This window comes from Geothermobacter ehrlichii, from assembly GCF_008124615.1.
GTDB classification, from domain to species: Bacteria; Desulfobacterota; Desulfuromonadia; order Desulfuromonadales; family Geothermobacteraceae; genus Geothermobacter; species Geothermobacter ehrlichii.
On the sequence record NZ_VNIB01000015.1, the window covers coordinates 49,920 to 65,288 of the forward strand.

Here is a 15,369-nt window from a genome sequence, read left to right on the forward strand (position 1 = left end):
GCAGGTTAAACGGTTGTTGCCCGTTGTTAGGGCCGTCTCCCCGCAGGTTTTCAAATTCGCATCAACCGCCGGCGTGCGCCGTGCGGGCGAGGAGGTTCACCATGAGTGTGCGTTGCTGTCTGGCCAAGGCTGCCCCGCTGTGTGCCCTGGTTCTGCTCCTGTTCGTGCCCGGGCCGGCTCAAGCCGTGGAGCTGCGTATCCAGTCGGATACCATCGTTCGCGGTTTCGAACGCGATCCCGGCACCGGAACCGACGAAGCGGTCATTCCCGGTTACGAATACCTCCAGGCCGATGTCGGTTCCCTGAGCGAGGCCGGTCTGTCCTTCCACTTCTACGGCTGGGGGCGGGCGGATTTAGCCGACAATGGCTTCTACAGCGACACCACGGCCGGCGAAATACTCTACGGCTACCTCCAGTACCGGGATTCCGCGACGGGACTGCAGGCCCGGCTCGGTCGGCAGTACCTGTTCGCCGGTGTCAGCAACGAGGCGGTCGACGGTCTGAGCCTGGCCGCCGACCTGGGGCCCCTCTTTTTCCTCAGTCTCTATGGCGGCCAGCCGGTCGGTCTCGATTCGACCGGGGGCAGGGACGGCGACAGCATCTACGGCGGTCGTCTGGCCGTGCATGTCGCCGACTGGGGCGATGTCGGCTTCTCCTACAAGAATATCGACAACGACAGCGACACCGCCGAACAGATGGCCGGCATCGATCTTTCGCTCTATCTGCCCGGCGGCATCAGTCTGTTCGGCAATTCGGTCCGCAACCTGGAGACGGACGGCTGGGCCGAGCATTCCTGGGAGCTTCAGTACGACATGGGAGCCTGGCGGTTGCGGCCTCTGGTGTCGATGTTTGAATACAGCGATTACTTCGGCACCGGTGCCAATGCCGTCAATCCCTTCCGCTTTCTGGCGGCGAGCGGCGAAAAGATCACCGTTTACGGCGCCGATCTCACCCGTCGGGGCGAGGTCTGGACCCTGGGGGGCAAGGTGCGTGCCTATTCCTACGACCAGGCCGGCGACAACGCCTATTATGCGGTTCTCGCTTCCTGGCACGGAGAGGAAGATACCGAACTGGGCGGCGAACTCGGTTTCATGGACGGCGACACCGACCGGCAGGGGTATGGGCAGGCCCGGCTCTATGCCTATGTCGGGGGATTGCGCGGCCGCTGCTGGGTCGACTTCGTCTCCGGTGACCTGGTCTACTACTGGTATGATCAGTCGATTTACGGGGAGGATGCCTCGTTCTTCGTCTCTTTCGGTACCGGCCGCACCTTTCTCGACGGTGCCCTGCAGTTGAAGGTTTCGGGTGACTACAGCAGCGATCCCTACTTCGATGACGATGTGCGCGGCCTGTTCACCCTGACCTATGCCTATGACCACGGCCAGTGATGCCGTCTGTGCCTGACAGGAGTTTTGCCATGCTGAAACGAATCCCTGTTTCTCCCGTTCTCGTTCTGGTTGTCCTGGCCGGTCTGCTGGCGGCCTGTGCCAGTCTTGGCGGCGGTCTGGAGCTTCCCGTCAGCCATCCTTCGGCGGCGGACCTCGGTGAGAAGCCCGTGTCCTGCACCAATTGCCACGATTCCGCCGACGGTCCCATCCGCTTCGAACGTTTCGTGCATGGTCCGTACTGGGGGGAGAGCCACAGGCAGGCGGCCTACCAGCAGGACAGGGTATGCGCCATGTGCCATCAGACCAGTTTCTGTAACGATTGCCATGCCACCCGGGTGGAGCTGAAGCCTTCGCTCAAGGACCAGACCGGCACCCGTCGGCGGATGCCGCACCGGGGCGACTATCTGAGTCGGCACCGGATCGACGGCAGGGTGGATCCGACCTCCTGTTTCCGCTGCCACGGCAATCCCAAGGCGGCTCGGACCTGCGCGCCCTGTCACGGATGAAAGGAGGCCAACGGATGACGCGATACGGATTCTGGATTCTGGCGGGATTGATACTGGCAGGTTTTGTCGCCGGCTGTTCGAGCGGCAATTCCGACGCGCCGCTGGTCGACCAGGCGCATCCGGCGGGCTGGATTCATCAGCATGCTGATGCGGCCATGGCCGGCCTGAGCGACTGCCAGCTCTGCCACGGCATCGATTTTACCGGCAGCGGTGGTGTCATCGGCTGTCTCGACTGCCATTTCGACGGCCCTCCCTTCACCGTGCACCCGGCGGCCTGGACCGATGTCCGGACCGATCACCAGGGATTTGCCGGAAATTACAGCTGGACCACCTGCGCCACCGCGGCCTGTCACGGTGTCGAACTGGGTGGCGGGACGGTCGGCCCGAGCTGTTTCAACAGTTCGACCCAGTGTCATGCGGCCACGGGTGGCGACCCGCCGGCACCGCATGTGGTCCCTTACCCAACCGTTGCGACGGATCCCGACTTTCACGGCACCGACGCCAAGGCCGACCTGGTCTACTGTCGCAACTGTCACGGCCGGCCGCTGAACGATTTCCGTGGCGGTTTCGTCGCCGACCTGTTCGCCGACGCCACGCCGGAAATCAACACCAACGGCAACTGCAGCCTTTGCCATCCGGAGGCCACCGCCCATCCGGCGGATTGGGATGGCGTCGATACGACCCTGGCACATTTCTCCTCCGGCAACCTGGTTGGCGCCTGCACCCTCTGTCACAATCTGACCGTGGACACCACCCCCGGCAACACGACCGCCGGTCCCTTTGCCGGGGCGCCGAGCTGCTTTTCTGCGTCGTGGGACAGCCCCAACGGCACCAGCGGCTGCCATGCTGACGGCCCCACGCCGCACACCCTCGATGGCAGCTACCTCGCCGGCAGTGTGCACGGACCCGACGCCAAGGCCGATCTTGATCACTGTCGTGATTGCCACGGTGACACGACGACGGATGTCAATCCGCGCTACAACAAGCTGATCACCGACGTCAACGCCACCGGCAGCATCGTCAATCCCGGCAACGGCTGCGAGGGGTGCCACAACGACGCCACCGCCCATCCGTCCATCGGGGTCGGCATGGGGCTCGGCAACGAGAGGGAGGTGGTCAACTGGTACGATGTACCCGGACAGCGCCACAACGACGCAAACATCTCCGCCACAACCTGCGGACTGTGCCATTCGGAGATCGGCTCCGGCAATGTCGGCGGGCTTTGCACCGGCTGTCATGTCAGTGTCCCCACCGGCGCCAACGCTTCCGGCTGCGTCTCCTGCCACGGCGCGCCGCCGGACGGAGCGACCGCGCCCAACCGGGTTGGTCGTCACGACAAGAAAGACCATCAGGTCTCCTGTGACGTCTGCCACACCAATAACGGACCCGGTTCGGCGGCGCATTTCACCCGTCCGCCGGATCCGCAGCGGGCTGATCTGAAGAATCAGGTCGATGCAGTGGACGGGGATCTGACCTTTACGCTCGATGCCAGCAATGTCACCTGCACCAATACATGTCACGGGAAGAACCATAACAACGAAACCTGGTATTGATGGGTGAATGGCCACAAAAAAACGGCCCCGGAAGGGGCCGTTTTTTTGTGTGCGAGCCGCGAAACGCGATTTTCGATTCTAGCTTCTCGAACCGTGATTCCTGCCTTCACTTTTGGCCGCTTCTTCTTTCCTTTCCCCTTTTTCCCCGGTGGCGACCCGTCGCAAAAGGCTGGTCGGGTCGAGCAGGTTGCGTTTGGTCTCGTCGACTTTGCGGGCGATACCGAACAGCTTGCCGGCCATGGCGGCGGCACGCCCGGGCCCCAGCGCCAGAATCAGCACCAGCAGCAACAGGGCTATTTCCATCCAGCCGAATCCAAACATGTCGGCATGGTACCCCGGAGAGCGCGGGCAGGCAAGGATGGACAAGATTTTTTTCTTGCGCTATTCTGACCGTAATTGTCAGCTATTGGTCTGGGAGGCAGAGGAGTCAGGAGTCAGGCGTCCTGAATTCCCTATCCAAAGGATTTCTCACATGAACGTCGAACAGATGAAACTGGTGCTGAAGGAGATTCTGTCCAAGACTGATCTCACGCCCTGCATCGTCGGCCATCGCGGCGTCGGCAAGACCGCCGGTATCATTCAGGCGGTGCGTGACCTCGGTCGGCGTTATGTCTCGTTGCGGCTGGGACAGATGGAGGTCGGCGACCTGGTCGGTATCCCCTACCGCGAAGGGGATGTGATGCGCTGGTCGCGGCCGGGCTGGTGGCCCGCCGATGACGATCCGGAAACGGTCGTTCACTGCGACGAGCTGAACCGTGCCCAGCAGGAGGATACCCTGCAGGCGATCTTTCAGTTCGTCGAGCCCCCGGCGGAAGGGATGTGCCGCGCCCTGCATACCCACCGCCTGCATCCGAAACATCGGGTGGTGGTTTCGATCAATCCGCCCGATGGCAGTTACCAGGTTGCCACCCTCGACCGGGCACTGCTCGACCGGATGGTCCTGATCTATGTCGAAACCGATTACCAGTGCTGGGCGGGTTATGCCCGGCGGCAGAATTTCGATGCCGAAGTGCAGGACTTTCTCGCCGCCAGCCCTGCGTTGCTGGCCCGCCAGGGCAACCCGCTCGACCTGCAGGTGGAGCCGACGGAGCGCGCCTGGGAGATGGTCAGCACCCTGCGCCGGCATTGCCGGCTGCCGCGCGAGCTGGAGATGGAAGTCTACGCCGGCGTCGTCGGCCGGGAGGCGGCGGTGGCCTTTCTGCGCTGGTGCCAGGAACGGCGGCAGCGACCGGTGACGGCACGGGAGATCCTCGATTCCTGGCCCCAGGTGGCCGATCGCTGCCGGGCCCAGAGCCATGACGCCCAGGCCGCCACCCTGGGTAGCCTGGTCAGCGAGCTGCAATTGCGGTCGGAGCTGGCCGGGGAACAGGAGAAAAACCTGGTCGCCTATATCGATTCGCTGCCGCGGGATTTGCGCTTCGGACTGGTCAAGAGCCTGCTCAAGATCCCGCCGGTGGCGGCGGTGCTGGCCAAGGACGAGTATGATGCCGTGGTCTACGAGGCGATCGCGGCGCTGAGCCGCGAGGCGTCCTGAAAAACGTTGACCACCCGTTCGCTTTGCTCACTGGAGACACCGAGCGACGAGAGAACCGATGGGGCTGAGCACGAAGCGTTTTCGGTTGCCTTTTCTCTGTGCCTCCGTGTCTCCGTGGTGAAATTTTCAGAATGGAAATCCTCCAGAACGCCATCATTCGCCTGCTGAAGCGGGCTCCCTTTTACGGCCACCTGCTGCTGGGGTGCGACCGGCGGCTGGTTTCCGGCGAAGCCCTCGGCATCACCCTGCGCGGCGGCACGCCGGTGCTGGTCTGCGGCGAGGATTCCCTGCCCCGCTTCGGGCTCAAGCAGCAGGAGGCGTTGCTCGAACATCTGGTGCGCCACCTGCTGCACCTGCATCCCGTGCGTGGCCGGGGATGCCATCCCCAGGTCTGGGACCTGGCCTGCGATCTGGCCATCAACCCCGATATCGACCATCTGCCGGATAGCGTCGTCCTGCCGCGGACCTGGGATCTGCCCGATGGGCTGGCGGCCGAGGAATACGCGCTGCTGCTGCGGCGCCGGTTCGGCCTTGGCAGCCAGCGGGGGGAGGGCGCCGGCGACGAAAGACGGGCGGCCAGGGGGCGGACCGACGCCGGTGACGGCGCGGCATCGGCCGAGCTGGCGCAGGCCGCCGACGAGCGGGCCCGGCTCGACGATCACCGTATCTGGAGCGAGGCTGACGGTACGCCCCGGCGCCTGGCCGAAGAGGTGGTGCGGCAACTGGTGCGGGACGCGCATCGCAAGAGCGACGGCGAGGTTCCGGACAGTCTGGCGACGCTGGTCGAGGGGTTCCTGGCGCCGCCGGCCATCCCCTGGCGGGATGTGCTGCGCCAGTTCGTTGCCACGGCCGGCCGCATCGGCCGCAAGAGCACCTGGAAACGGGAGAACCGGCGCTTTGCCCACGTCACCCCGGGCCAGCGCAAGCGCCGCCGCCTCAATCTGCTGATCGGGGTCGACGTATCCGACTCGACCATGAAGCCGGAACTGCGCGAAGCCTTTGCCCGTGAACTGCTGCGCATCGCCCGTGCCTCCGACAGCCGGCTGACCGTCCTTTACAGCGGCAGCCGGATCCAGCGGATACGCAGCTTCAACAGCAGCCAGGCCGTGCTCGAAGTTTATCATGGCGGCGGCTTTACCGACCTGCGTCCGGTTTTCGAATACGGCCGGACGATGCAGCCGCCGCCGGCGGCCGTCATCTACCTGACCGACGGCTACGGTGAGGCACCGGAGAGCATGGATTTTCCCACTCTCTGGGTGCTGACGGCCGACGGCCGGCGGCCGGCGGACTGGGGGGTGGAGCTGCGGCTCGAACCCTGAACCGGGATGGAAAAAACGGACGGAGAGGATGGAAGCATGCAACAGACTGAAGCGATGACTGAGGAGTCGGTACGGCGGCTTTTCGAACAGGCCGGGGCGCGGGTCGCCTCACGCGGCGGCCGCACGGAAAACTACGGATCGCCGCGGGAGTTCTCTTTCGAGGTGCGGGCGCAGTTCGCCAACGGTCTCGGCCTGCACGTGGTCGCCCGTCAGTACAACTACCGGGATCCCTGGGAGGCAACCGGCCGGGTGAACGACCTGGTCGATGTCACCCTGCTCGAAGGGCAGACGCCGTGCCGGCTGCCGAAGGGGCATCCCTGGTTCCAGCAGGGTGAAGAGGAGGTCGACGTCGATGCCGACGGCCTGCGGGAGATCGTGCGGATCGTTTCCGGACTCAATCCGAAGATTCTCGCCCTGCAGCGTTTGACCGGCGATCTTGACTGAGCTGTTGCTATGCCCTGAGCCGGGCCAGTTTCAAGGCCAGCAGGACGACCGGGGCGGCGTGAAACGCCAGGTCGAAGATGTCGATGCCGTGACGCAGCCGGCCGGCTGCCAGCATCCGCAGCTTTTCCAGCAGGTGCGGTTCGGGTGAGAAGGGCGCCAGCCCGAGCAGCAGGGCGGCGATGACGAGGGGAAGCCAGGGGATCTGGTCGAGAAACCGGCCCATGGTCAGTCGTTTCGTTTGTTGCCGCGACCGTCGAACTCTTCCAGCCGCTTTTTCAGCTCGTCGCTCAGGGTCACCTGGCCGTCCAGAACGCACCCCGGCCGGCCGGGGATGCACTCCCCGCCCAGCTTGCGGCAGGTGCCGCTGTCGTGGTCGAAATTCTTGCAGCTGAAGGTCATTCTCTGTTTCGTTCCGCTCGGTTCCTGCGGAATGAATCCGCATAAACGTTTATCCGCAAATAGTGAAATATCCTCGAAACTGCTTCATTTTTCCTGTTCATCCTTGGGCAGTTTCCAGGCGACCCGAACGTCGCCCCGGCGCAGGGTGTACTTGCGGAGATCCCAGTATTCGAGCAGGGCCTGCACCAGTTTGCGGGCCGAGCCGAAGATGTCGCGGAACTCGGCCAGGGTCAGGGTTTCGTGGTCGGCGAAATGTTGCCGCAACAGGCTGAGGGCCTGGTTGTAGGTTTCGCGGTGCAGGGAATTTTCCGCGTTCAGGCGCACCAGCTTGCCCTGGTCGAACAGCAGCTGCAGCAGCGGTTCGGCCTGTTCCAGCTCGAGCCCGAGCTGGGCGGCCATCTCGCGGTGGTTTTTCGCCTGCGGGCCGGCCTGGCGGTAGAACCGTTCGAGACGGTCGAGCTGTCGCTGAAGCTCGGGTGCGATCTCGATGCTGAAGTCCGCCCTGGCGACCAGCTCTTCTTTGGCCACCAGTTCGCCGGCGTCCAGCAGCGCCGCCAGCACCGCGTCGAAGGCCTTCTGCCGCAGTCGTGCAGGAAGGACTCCCTTCAGGGCGGCGCGGGGCATCCCTGACTGCAGCGGGTTGTCCCGGTGCCATCGGTCGACCGTTTCGAGCAGGGACCGTTGCCACAGGCGCACAGTCTCTTCCGTGGCCCACTGGTCCGCAAGCCGGCGCACCCGGCCGGCTTCCTCCAGGGCGCGCAGGTGGTCCTCGATCCGTTCGCGGCCGAGTCCGGAGGCCTGCTCCAGCTCCCTGAGCGTGGCGCAGGCCAGTTCCTGGACCTTCTGCAGCAGGAACGATTTTTCCCCCGACTCGAGTTCCTCCAGCGCCGCCAGCACCTCCCGGCGGAAGCGCTTGTGACGGTTCGGGGCGGGGTCGACCACCAGGCCGCCGCCGATGGTGGTGACCGGCGAATAGGAGCGGATGATGAACCGGTCCAGGCGGTGGGCCACCAGCGGCCGGTCGAGGTGGATCTGCACGATGGCGCTCTCTCCGGGGCGCAGCACGTCGCGGTCGAGCAGGGCGACGATGCCGACCGCCCGGGCCGTTCCCAGCATCAGGTGCACCGGATCGCGAAAGCGCAGCGGCCGGAGCGCCTCCGGCAGCAGGTCGAGGCGGGCGTCGAGGCGGCGGGTCGGGGCGAAGATGCCGGGAGTGGCGACCACCGAGCCGCGGGGGACCTGGTTCCGGTCGAGGCCGGCCAGGTTCAGGGCGACGCGCTGTCCGGCGACGGCCTCCGCCACCTTGCGGCCATGCACCTGCACCTCGCGCACCCGCACCCTGACATCCGCCGGCAGCACGTCCACCTGGTCGTCGGGCCGCACCCGCCCTGAAAGGAGGGTGCCGGTGATCACCGTGCCGAAGCCGGCGACGCTGAAGTGCCGGTCGACCGGCAGGCGCAGGGGGCCGTCCGCCGGCTTGGGTTCGATTTTGCGGACTTCCTCGGCGATGGTGCGGACCAGCTCGGGAATGCCTTCGCCGTGCAGGGCGGCCACCCGGCAGCAGGGGGCGCCGTCGAGAAAGCTGCCTGCCACTTCCTCCCGGATCTCTTCCTCGACCAGCTCGATCAGGTCGTCCTCGGCCTGGTCGCACTTGGTCAGGACGATAATGCCACGTGGAATCCGCAGCAGCTTGAGAATCTGCAGGTGTTCCCGCGTCTGCGGCATGACCCCTTCGTTGACGTCGACCACCAGCAGGACCAGGTCGATGCCGCCGATGCCGGCCAGCATGTTGTTGATGAAACGTTCGTGACCGGGGACGTCCACCACGCCGGCCAGGGTGCCGTCGGGCAGCCGAAAGGGGGCGAAGCCGAGTTCGATGGAGATGCCGCGCTTTTTTTCCTCTTTCAGCCGGTCGGTTTCGACGCCGGTCAGGGCGCGGATCAGGACGGTCTTGCCGTGATCGACATGGCCGGCGGTTCCGATGATGACATGCTGCTGGGGACGGCTCATGCGGAAAACTTCACGTATCGGGTCAGAGGTTGTCGAAGGCGTCGGTCAGGGCCTGAAGCAGCCGCCGGTCCTCGCCGGGCAGCACGGTGCGCAGGTCGAACAGGAGACGATCCTCCTGCACCCGGCCGACGACCGGCGGCCGGCCTTGCCGCAGACGGCGGTTCAGTGCCGTCACGCTTGCCGAGCGCGGCCGGACGGCGAGGGCGTATCCGGGCAGCTCGGTCAGCGGCAGGGCGCCACCGCCGACGCGGGCGGTCGTACGGACGACGGATATTTCGGCCCGTTCGCCGAGCGCCTGCATCCGTTTCGCCAGCCGCCGGCAGCGGTCGGCCAGGGTGCGGGGTGTCATCTGCAGCAGTCTCAGCACCGGGTTTTCCCGCAGCAGCCGCTCGCGGTCGAGATAGAGCCTCAGGGTGGCCTCCAGCGCGGCCAGGGTCATCTTGTCGATCCGCAGGGCCCGGGCCATCGGATGGCGCCGGACCTTCTCCACCGCCTCCCGCCGGCCGACGATCAGTCCGGCCTGGGGACCGCCAAGCAGCTTGTCGCCGCTGAAGGTGACCAGGTCGAGGCCCGCCGCCACCGATTCCCTGACGGTCGGTTCGCGCGGCAGGCCGAAGTTGCTCAGGTCGATGAGCATGCCGCTGCCGAGGTCCTCGATGACCGGCAGGCCGTGCTCGCGGCCGAGTTCGACCAGTTCGGCGGCTGCAACCTCGGCGTGAAAACCGACGATGCGGTAGTTGCTGGTGTGGACCTTGAGCAGCAGGCCGGTGCGCTCGCCTATCGCCTGCCGGTAGTCGCGCAGGTGGGTCTTGTTGGTGGTGCCGACCTCGCGCAGGATGACGCCGCCGGCAGCCATCACGTCCGGAATGCGGAAGGCGCCGCCGATCTCCACCATCTCGCCGCGGGAAACGATCGCTTCCTTTCCCCTGGCCAGGGTGGTCAGGGCCAGCAGCACGGCGCCGGCGTTGTTGTTCACCACCGTGGCCGCCTCGGCGCCGGTCAGGCGACAGAGCAGATCCTCGACGTGGCTGTAGCGGTGGCCGCGTTCGCCGCTGGCGAGGTCGAATTCGAGATTGCTGTAGCCGCGGGAAACGGCCGTGACGGCCTCGAGTGCCGCCCGGCACAGGGGCGAGCGGCCCAGGTTGGTGTGCAGCAGGGTGCCGGTGGCGTTGATGACCGGCCGCAGGCTGGGCTGGTGGAGCTGCCGCGCAAGAATGGCGGCCCGTTCGGCCACGGCGTCGGGGCCGGCTGCCAGGTCGGCCGGAAGCGCCTGGTCGCGCAGAATCTCCTGCCGCAGCCTGTCGACGACGCGCTGGCAGGCCTCGAGCAGCAGCGGGTGCGGAATCTCCGTTTCGAGCCGGCGAACCGCAGGAGCCTTGAGCAGCCGGTCGACGGCCGGCAGTTTGCGTAACAGCGCCTGTTTGTCGGTTGTCTGTGGCATGTCGGCTCGATCCGGTGCGTGGAGCGGGCAAAAAGGAATTTAATCGTATATGTCTAACGCAGAGTCACAGAGGGGCTGAGACGGAGAGAAAAAGCAGGTTCTTTTCCAGGTCGAAGAACAATCAGCGTTCTCTCTTTTTCAGCGCCTCTCCGTTAAAAATGTGTGCTCGCTTCGCTTCCCCTCTCGAGCGAAGTGCGAATATCTATGGCGGGAGTAGATGGGAATCGCCGCCTACGTCGCCGCCGTCCTGGCGGTTCCTGCGTCGGCTCCCCTCCGCTCGCTGCCGCCGGCATCCTGCCGGCTTATCGTCCACAGGACGCGCTCGTTTCGCTTCGATTCCCATCCGAAGCGAAGTGCGAATATCTATGGCGGGAGTAGATGGGAATCGAACCCACCCGGGACGGGATACGCCCCACACCGGTTTTGAAGACCGGGCGCGCCACCAGGCCGCGAGCTACTCCCCTGTGTTTTCGTGTCGTTCCGGCCAGGCTGTCCATCGGCCTGCCATCAGAATAGTGATTTTTGCATGGACGGGCAAGCAAAAGTGGCACCCCAGGTCCACCGACTGTTTTGGGGCCGAGGGGCCGAAACGGATCCGGATGCAAGGGGCGTCCCCCGGTTTGGACAGAGGCGTGGTGGGAGGCCCGCATCAGCGGCGTTTCCCTCTATTTACGCCTTCCGCCAGGCTCCGGCATCAGCAGCGCCAGACTTTCGACATGCGCCGTCTGCGGAAACATGTCGTAGGCGAGCAGGTGGTCGATGCGGAAGCCTTTTTGCCGCAGCAGGGCCAGGTCGCGCGCCAGGGTCCGGGGGTTGCACGACATGTAGACCAGCGCCCGTGGCCGGAAGCCGGCCAGCATGTCGAGCACCTCGGGATCGCATCCGGATCGGGGCGGGTTGACGGTCACCGGGCTGCCGGCGGGCAGTTGCGCCAGAAGGTGCGGCAGCAGCTTTTCCGCCGCGCCGGCGAGAAACCGGCAGTGGGTTAATCGGTTGCGCTCGGCGTTGCGGCCGGCGTAGCCGACCGCTTCCGGCACCACCTCGACGCCGGTCACCGAGAAGCCGCGGGCGGCCAGATGCATGGCGATGCCGCCGATGCCGCAGTAGAGGTCGAGGGCCTGCTCGCCGGGACGCGGCGTCAGCCAGTCGGCGATCTGCCGGTACATGCGTACCGCCTGGTCGTGGTTGACCTGCAGAAACGAGGTCGGGCCGATATGGACGCTGAAGTCTCCCAGCCGGTCGAGCAGGTCTCTGGCTCCGGCCATTCTCAGGGTTTCCCGGCCGAGGATGACGTTGCCGGTGCCGGCGTTGACGTTCTGGTGTACCGCCACGACCTCCGGTACCCGGCGCCGCAGCCAGGAGACGAGGGGATTGATACGTTTGAAGTCGCGGCGGTCAGTCACCAGGGTGACCAGGGCCTTCCGGTTGGCCGGGCTGACCCTGACCAGCAGGTAGCGCATCAGGCCCCGCTGCTGTTTCGGGTTCCAGACCGGCAGTTTCTGGCGGCCGATTTCGTCCTTCACGGTCCGGGCGATGCGGTTGATCAGGGGGTGGTGCAGGGGACAATCGCTGATGTCGACGATGTCGTGGCTGCCGCGCCGGTAGAGGCCGATGACAATTCCGCGGCGGTTGCGGCCGATGACCAGTTTGGCGGTGGTGCGGTAGCCGAAATCCCGGGGCGCCGGGACGATGTCGGGCAGATGCAGGTCGTGCAGGCCGTGTTCGGCCAGTGCCGACAGGACCAGGTCTTTCTTGGCGGCCAGCTGGCTTTCCGGGTGCAGTTCGATGAGGGGACAGCCCTGGCAGACCGCCGCCTTGCGGCAGGGGGACGGCCGGCGACCGGCGACGGGTTCGAGAATCCGCCGCAGTTTGCCCACCAGCCGCCGCGGGCCGCGATGGACGATCTCCACTTCGACCTGTTCGCCCGGATAGGCACCGTAGACCAGCAGTTCCCTGCCGTCACGTTCGGTGCGGCCGAGCCCCTCGGCGGTAAGGCCGTCGATCCGGATCTTGTGGATGTCGCCGCCTGCGGCGGTACGGCGATCGGGTTTCATGGCGCTCCCCTGGGGTGAGTGATAGGCGAACATAAGCCCGTTGTCGCGGTTCTGTCAAATTCCTTTTCTCGACCTGAATCTGTGAGTTCATCACCGGCGGATGGCACAAGGCCAGGCACTGCACTCTCCATACGCGTGAACTCATTGATTCAAGTTGACCCTCTGTCAGGCAGGCCGTACACTGCCATGGAATGGCAGCCTGTTCACGATTTGTGCTCTGTTCATTCGCTAAAATTGTGATGAACAGAAGGGGAACTGTGAACACATCCTTGGGGTAAAAAAGCGGAAGCTTTCGATATGACAAGAAAAACCCGTCAGATCATGCTTGGCGACCTCGCCGTCGGCGGTGGTGCGCCGGTTTCGGTGCAGTCGATGACCAACACCGATACCCGCGACGCGGCCGCCACCCTGGAACAGATCCGGCGGCTGGCCGCGGCCGGCTGCGAAATCGTACGCTGTGCCGTTCCCGACATGGAGGCGGCACGGACTTTGGGGGCGATCGTCGCCGACAGTCCGATGCCGCTGGTGGCCGACATCCATTTCGACTACCGGCTGGCGTTGCAGGCGCTGGAGCAGGGGGTAGCCGGGCTGCGCATCAATCCGGGCAACATCGGCGAGCGCTGGAAGGTCGAAGAGGTGGTCAGGGCCTGCGCCGAAAGGCGGGTGCCGATCCGTATCGGCGTCAATGCCGGTTCCCTCGAAAAGGAGCTGCTCGACAGGTACGGGCATCCCACCGCCGAGGCGATGGTCGAAAGCGCCCAGGGACATGTCCGTATTCTCGAGGATCTGGGTTTCGACCTGATCAAGATCAGCCTCAAGGCCTCCGACATCGACCGGACGGTGCGGGCCTACCGCCTGCTGGCGGAAAAGGTCGACTATCCGCTGCACATCGGCATCACCGAGGCCGGCACCACCTTCAGCGGCACCGTCAAGAGCGCCGTCGGGCTTGGCATCCTGCTTTACGAGGGGATAGGCGACACCCTGCGCGTCTCCCTGACCGGCGATCCGGTGGAGGAGGTGAGGGTCGGTTTCGAGATCCTCAAGAGTCTCGGCCTGCGCCAGCGGGGCCCGATCTTCATCAGTTGCCCGACCTGCGGCCGCTGCCAGATCGATCTGATCGAAACCGCCGAAGAGGTCGAACGGCGGCTGCACGACCTGCCGGTGTCCCTGACCATCGCCGTCATGGGCTGCGTGGTCAACGGGCCGGGCGAGGCGCGCGAGGCCGATCTCGGCATCGCCGGCGGCCGGGGGCAGGGGCTGCTCTTTCGCAGGGGAGAGATTCTGCGCAAGGTGCCCCAGGCCGAGCTGGCTGACGCCCTGGTCGAGGAGGCCCGCCGTCTGGCCGCCGAAAGGGACTGACCGCCATCCGCTTCTGGCAACTTTTCCGCGCTCTGTTATGCTACTGCAGAGCTTTTTTTCGGGACAACTGCATCTCAACAGAAATGACGAAGCAAGGTGGTATGGACATTCTCGGCATTGACGTAGGAGGCAGCAACATCAAGGCGGCCGTGGTCGACACCGCCCTCGGTCGTCCCCTGCAGGCGCCGGTGCGGGTGCCGACCGAACGGCCGGCCACGCCGGCATCCATCGCCCGCCAGATCGCCGGCATCGCCCGTGATTTCGACTGGAAAGGGCCGGTCGGCTGCGGCCTGCCCGCCGTCGTTCGCGGTGGTACCGTTCTGACCGCGGCCAATATCGATTCCTCCTGGATCGGTACGGCGGCCGACAGGCTGTTTGCCGAATGCCTCGGCCTGCCGGTGACGGTTGTCAACGACGCCGATGCCGCCGGCCTGGCGGAGATGCGTTTCGGCGCCGGCCGCGACCAGGCCGGAACGGTGATCCTGGTGACCATCGGCACCGGGCTCGGTTCGGCCGTCTTTCATGACGGCGTGCTGCTGCCCAACACCGAACTGGGACACCTTCCCCTCGACGGCCGTGACGCCGAAGAGCTGGCTTCGGACCGGGCACGCAAGCGGGACGACCTGAGCTGGGAAGACTGGGCCGGGCGGTTCAACCGTTACCTGGCCCTGCTCGAAGGGCTCTTCTTTCCCGATCTGTTTCTGCTTGGCGGCGGTCTCAGTCACCACCACCGGCATTTCTTTCACCTGTTGCGGGCCAGGGCGCCGATCCGCCGGGCCCGCCTGCTCAACGATGCCGGCGTGGTCGGAGCCGCCCTGGCGGCGCGGGCGGCCCTGGACGGGGAGGAACTGCCGTGAAGAAACAGGAAACCATGCGGGTCACCCGCCTCTACACCGGAGATGACGGGGAATCCCGCTTCGAGGATATCGAGGTCGAACTGGCCGATGCCGGTCCCATCGGCTTTCTTTCGCCGGCCGTGCCGGTCGGGCGGCTCATTTTCCGCCTGACCGACGGCGACTACGACTACGACTGGCACAATGCCCCGGAGCGACAGTACGTGATCATGCTCGAGGGCGAAGTCGATATCGAGGCCGGCAGCGGCGAGGTGCGACGGTTTGGACCGGGCGACATCCTGCTGGTCGAAGATGTCGACGGCCGCGGACACCGCAGCCGGGCAGTCGATGGCCGGCCGCGCCGTTCGCTCTTCATCACCCTGCCGCCGAAAGACGATGCCGGGTCGCCCGGTGATTGACAGGATCCCGTGAGAAAGGCAAGATAGCGCCGTTTCCGACCGCGGTCGTTTTCGGCTCGACCGGCTGCGGTGATCTGACGTTGTTTTGCTCTGTTTTTTATCCGATGGAG

Annotated in this window: 15 protein-coding genes and 1 tRNA gene; 9 read left to right on the top strand and 7 right to left on the bottom strand. The window is 65.4% G+C overall.

Annotated features, from left to right (window positions below):
* The first annotated feature begins 101 nt into the window (after window positions 1-101).
* From EDC39_RS13465 to EDC39_RS13475, 3 genes are read left to right on the top strand one after another with little or no spacing between them, the layout of a single operon-like run.
* A complete protein-coding gene (locus EDC39_RS13465; protein ID WP_148896915.1) occupies window positions 102-1,388 on the top strand; it encodes a hypothetical protein in 1,287 nt (428 codons plus the stop codon).
* A 29-nt stretch (window positions 1,389-1,417) separates the two neighbouring features.
* The gene (locus EDC39_RS13470; protein WP_148896916.1) at window positions 1,418-1,894 is read left to right on the top strand and encodes a cytochrome C; all 477 of its coding nucleotides are present in this window, start codon (window positions 1,418-1,420) and stop codon (window positions 1,892-1,894) included.
* Window positions 1,895-1,908: 14 nt separating this feature from the next.
* Entirely contained in the window at window positions 1,909-3,447 is a 1,539-nt protein-coding gene (locus EDC39_RS13475) for a hypothetical protein (RefSeq protein WP_148896917.1), read from the top strand.
* Between the two features lie 78 nt (window positions 3,448-3,525).
* Here EDC39_RS13475 and EDC39_RS13480 read toward each other — a convergent pair whose 3' ends face one another.
* Window positions 3,526-3,750, bottom strand: a complete 225-nt coding sequence (locus EDC39_RS13480) for a hypothetical protein (RefSeq protein ID WP_187426806.1) — start codon at window positions 3,748-3,750, stop codon at window positions 3,526-3,528.
* A gap of 169 nt (window positions 3,751-3,919) precedes the next feature.
* Between EDC39_RS13480 and EDC39_RS13485 the strand changes: the two genes are divergently transcribed.
* The 3 genes from EDC39_RS13485 (at window position 3,920) to EDC39_RS13495 (ending at window position 6,744) form a co-directional block, all read left to right on the top strand.
* The gene (locus EDC39_RS13485) at window positions 3,920-4,981 is read left to right on the top strand and encodes a hypothetical protein (RefSeq protein ID WP_148896919.1); all 1,062 of its coding nucleotides are present in this window, start codon (window positions 3,920-3,922) and stop codon (window positions 4,979-4,981) included.
* Window positions 4,982-5,112: 131 nt separating this feature from the next.
* Entirely contained in the window at window positions 5,113-6,300 is a 1,188-nt protein-coding gene (locus EDC39_RS13490; RefSeq protein WP_148896920.1) for a vWA domain-containing protein, read from the top strand.
* Window positions 6,301-6,336: 36 nt separating this feature from the next.
* Window positions 6,337-6,744 carry a hypothetical protein gene (locus EDC39_RS13495; protein WP_148896921.1) on the top strand — a complete coding sequence of 136 codons (408 nt, stop codon included), beginning with the start codon at window positions 6,337-6,339 and terminating at the stop codon, window positions 6,742-6,744.
* A gap of 7 nt (window positions 6,745-6,751) precedes the next feature.
* Here EDC39_RS13495 and EDC39_RS13500 read toward each other — a convergent pair whose 3' ends face one another.
* From EDC39_RS13500 to rlmD, 6 genes are all read right to left on the bottom strand, one after another.
* Entirely contained in the window at window positions 6,752-6,967 is a 216-nt protein-coding gene (locus EDC39_RS13500) for an RND transporter (RefSeq protein WP_148896922.1), read from the bottom strand.
* Window positions 6,968-6,969: 2 nt separating this feature from the next.
* The gene (locus EDC39_RS15390) at window positions 6,970-7,143 is read right to left on the bottom strand and encodes a hypothetical protein (protein ID WP_187426807.1); all 174 of its coding nucleotides are present in this window, start codon (window positions 7,141-7,143) and stop codon (window positions 6,970-6,972) included.
* 84 nt (window positions 7,144-7,227) lie between these two features.
* Window positions 7,228-9,153: a selenocysteine-specific translation elongation factor gene (gene selB, locus EDC39_RS13505; RefSeq protein ID WP_148896923.1), complete on the bottom strand. Its 1,926-nt coding sequence runs from the start codon at window positions 9,151-9,153 to the stop codon at window positions 7,228-7,230.
* Window positions 9,154-9,175: 22 nt separating this feature from the next.
* Complete coding sequence (gene selA, locus EDC39_RS13510; RefSeq protein WP_148896924.1) at window positions 9,176-10,594, bottom strand: L-seryl-tRNA(Sec) selenium transferase; 1,419 nt, start codon at window positions 10,592-10,594, stop codon at window positions 9,176-9,178.
* A 366-nt stretch (window positions 10,595-10,960) separates the two neighbouring features.
* A tRNA-Sec gene (locus tag EDC39_RS13515) sits at window positions 10,961-11,056 on the bottom strand.
* Between the two features lie 203 nt (window positions 11,057-11,259).
* On the bottom strand, window positions 11,260-12,648 hold the full coding sequence (rlmD, locus tag EDC39_RS13520) for a 23S rRNA (uracil(1939)-C(5))-methyltransferase RlmD (RefSeq protein ID WP_187426808.1): 1,389 nt from the start codon (window positions 12,646-12,648) through the stop codon (window positions 11,260-11,262).
* A gap of 297 nt (window positions 12,649-12,945) precedes the next feature.
* On the opposite strand from rlmD, the gene ispG reads away from it, so the two are divergent.
* The 3 genes from ispG (at window position 12,946) to EDC39_RS13535 (ending at window position 15,259) form a co-directional block, all read left to right on the top strand.
* A complete protein-coding gene (ispG, locus tag EDC39_RS13525) occupies window positions 12,946-14,007 on the top strand; it encodes a flavodoxin-dependent (E)-4-hydroxy-3-methylbut-2-enyl-diphosphate synthase (RefSeq protein ID WP_148896926.1) in 1,062 nt (353 codons plus the stop codon).
* A 101-nt stretch (window positions 14,008-14,108) separates the two neighbouring features.
* Complete coding sequence (ppgK, locus tag EDC39_RS13530) at window positions 14,109-14,864, top strand: polyphosphate--glucose phosphotransferase (protein WP_148896943.1); 756 nt, start codon at window positions 14,109-14,111, stop codon at window positions 14,862-14,864.
* Window positions 14,861-15,259 carry a cupin domain-containing protein gene (locus tag EDC39_RS13535; RefSeq protein WP_222862888.1) on the top strand — a complete coding sequence of 133 codons (399 nt, stop codon included), beginning with the start codon at window positions 14,861-14,863 and terminating at the stop codon, window positions 15,257-15,259. Before ppgK ends, EDC39_RS13535 begins: the two co-directional genes overlap by 4 nt.
* The last annotated feature ends 110 nt before the right edge of the window (window positions 15,260-15,369 follow it).

Excerpts from the sequence above, each read along its gene's own strand:
- EDC39_RS13490 (WP_148896920.1), top strand. The coding sequence starts at position 5,113 with ATGGAAATCCTCCAGAACGCCATCATTCGCCTGCTGAAGCGGGCTCCC.
- ppgK (WP_148896943.1), top strand. The coding sequence starts at position 14,109 with ATGGACATTCTCGGCATTGACGTAGGAGGCAGCAACATCAAGGCGGCC.
- EDC39_RS13500 (WP_148896922.1), bottom strand. The coding sequence starts at position 6,967 with ATGGGCCGGTTTCTCGACCAGATCCCCTGGCTTCCCCTCGTCATCGCC.
- EDC39_RS13470 (WP_148896916.1), top strand. The coding sequence starts at position 1,418 with ATGCTGAAACGAATCCCTGTTTCTCCCGTTCTCGTTCTGGTTGTCCTG.
- EDC39_RS13475 (WP_148896917.1), top strand. The coding sequence starts at position 1,909 with ATGACGCGATACGGATTCTGGATTCTGGCGGGATTGATACTGGCAGGT.
- ispG (WP_148896926.1), top strand. The coding sequence starts at position 12,946 with ATGACAAGAAAAACCCGTCAGATCATGCTTGGCGACCTCGCCGTCGGC.
- EDC39_RS13480 (WP_187426806.1), bottom strand. The coding sequence starts at position 3,750 with ATGGAAATAGCCCTGTTGCTGCTGGTGCTGATTCTGGCGCTGGGGCCC.
- EDC39_RS13485 (WP_148896919.1), top strand. The coding sequence starts at position 3,920 with ATGAACGTCGAACAGATGAAACTGGTGCTGAAGGAGATTCTGTCCAAG.
- EDC39_RS13495 (WP_148896921.1), top strand. The coding sequence starts at position 6,337 with ATGCAACAGACTGAAGCGATGACTGAGGAGTCGGTACGGCGGCTTTTC.
- selA (WP_148896924.1), bottom strand. The coding sequence starts at position 10,594 with ATGCCACAGACAACCGACAAACAGGCGCTGTTACGCAAACTGCCGGCC.
- EDC39_RS15390 (WP_187426807.1), bottom strand. The coding sequence starts at position 7,143 with ATGACCTTCAGCTGCAAGAATTTCGACCACGACAGCGGCACCTGCCGC.
- selB (WP_148896923.1), bottom strand. The coding sequence starts at position 9,153 with ATGAGCCGTCCCCAGCAGCATGTCATCATCGGAACCGCCGGCCATGTC.
- rlmD (WP_187426808.1), bottom strand. The coding sequence starts at position 12,648 with ATGAAACCCGATCGCCGTACCGCCGCAGGCGGCGACATCCACAAGATC.
- EDC39_RS13465 (WP_148896915.1), top strand. The coding sequence starts at position 102 with ATGAGTGTGCGTTGCTGTCTGGCCAAGGCTGCCCCGCTGTGTGCCCTG.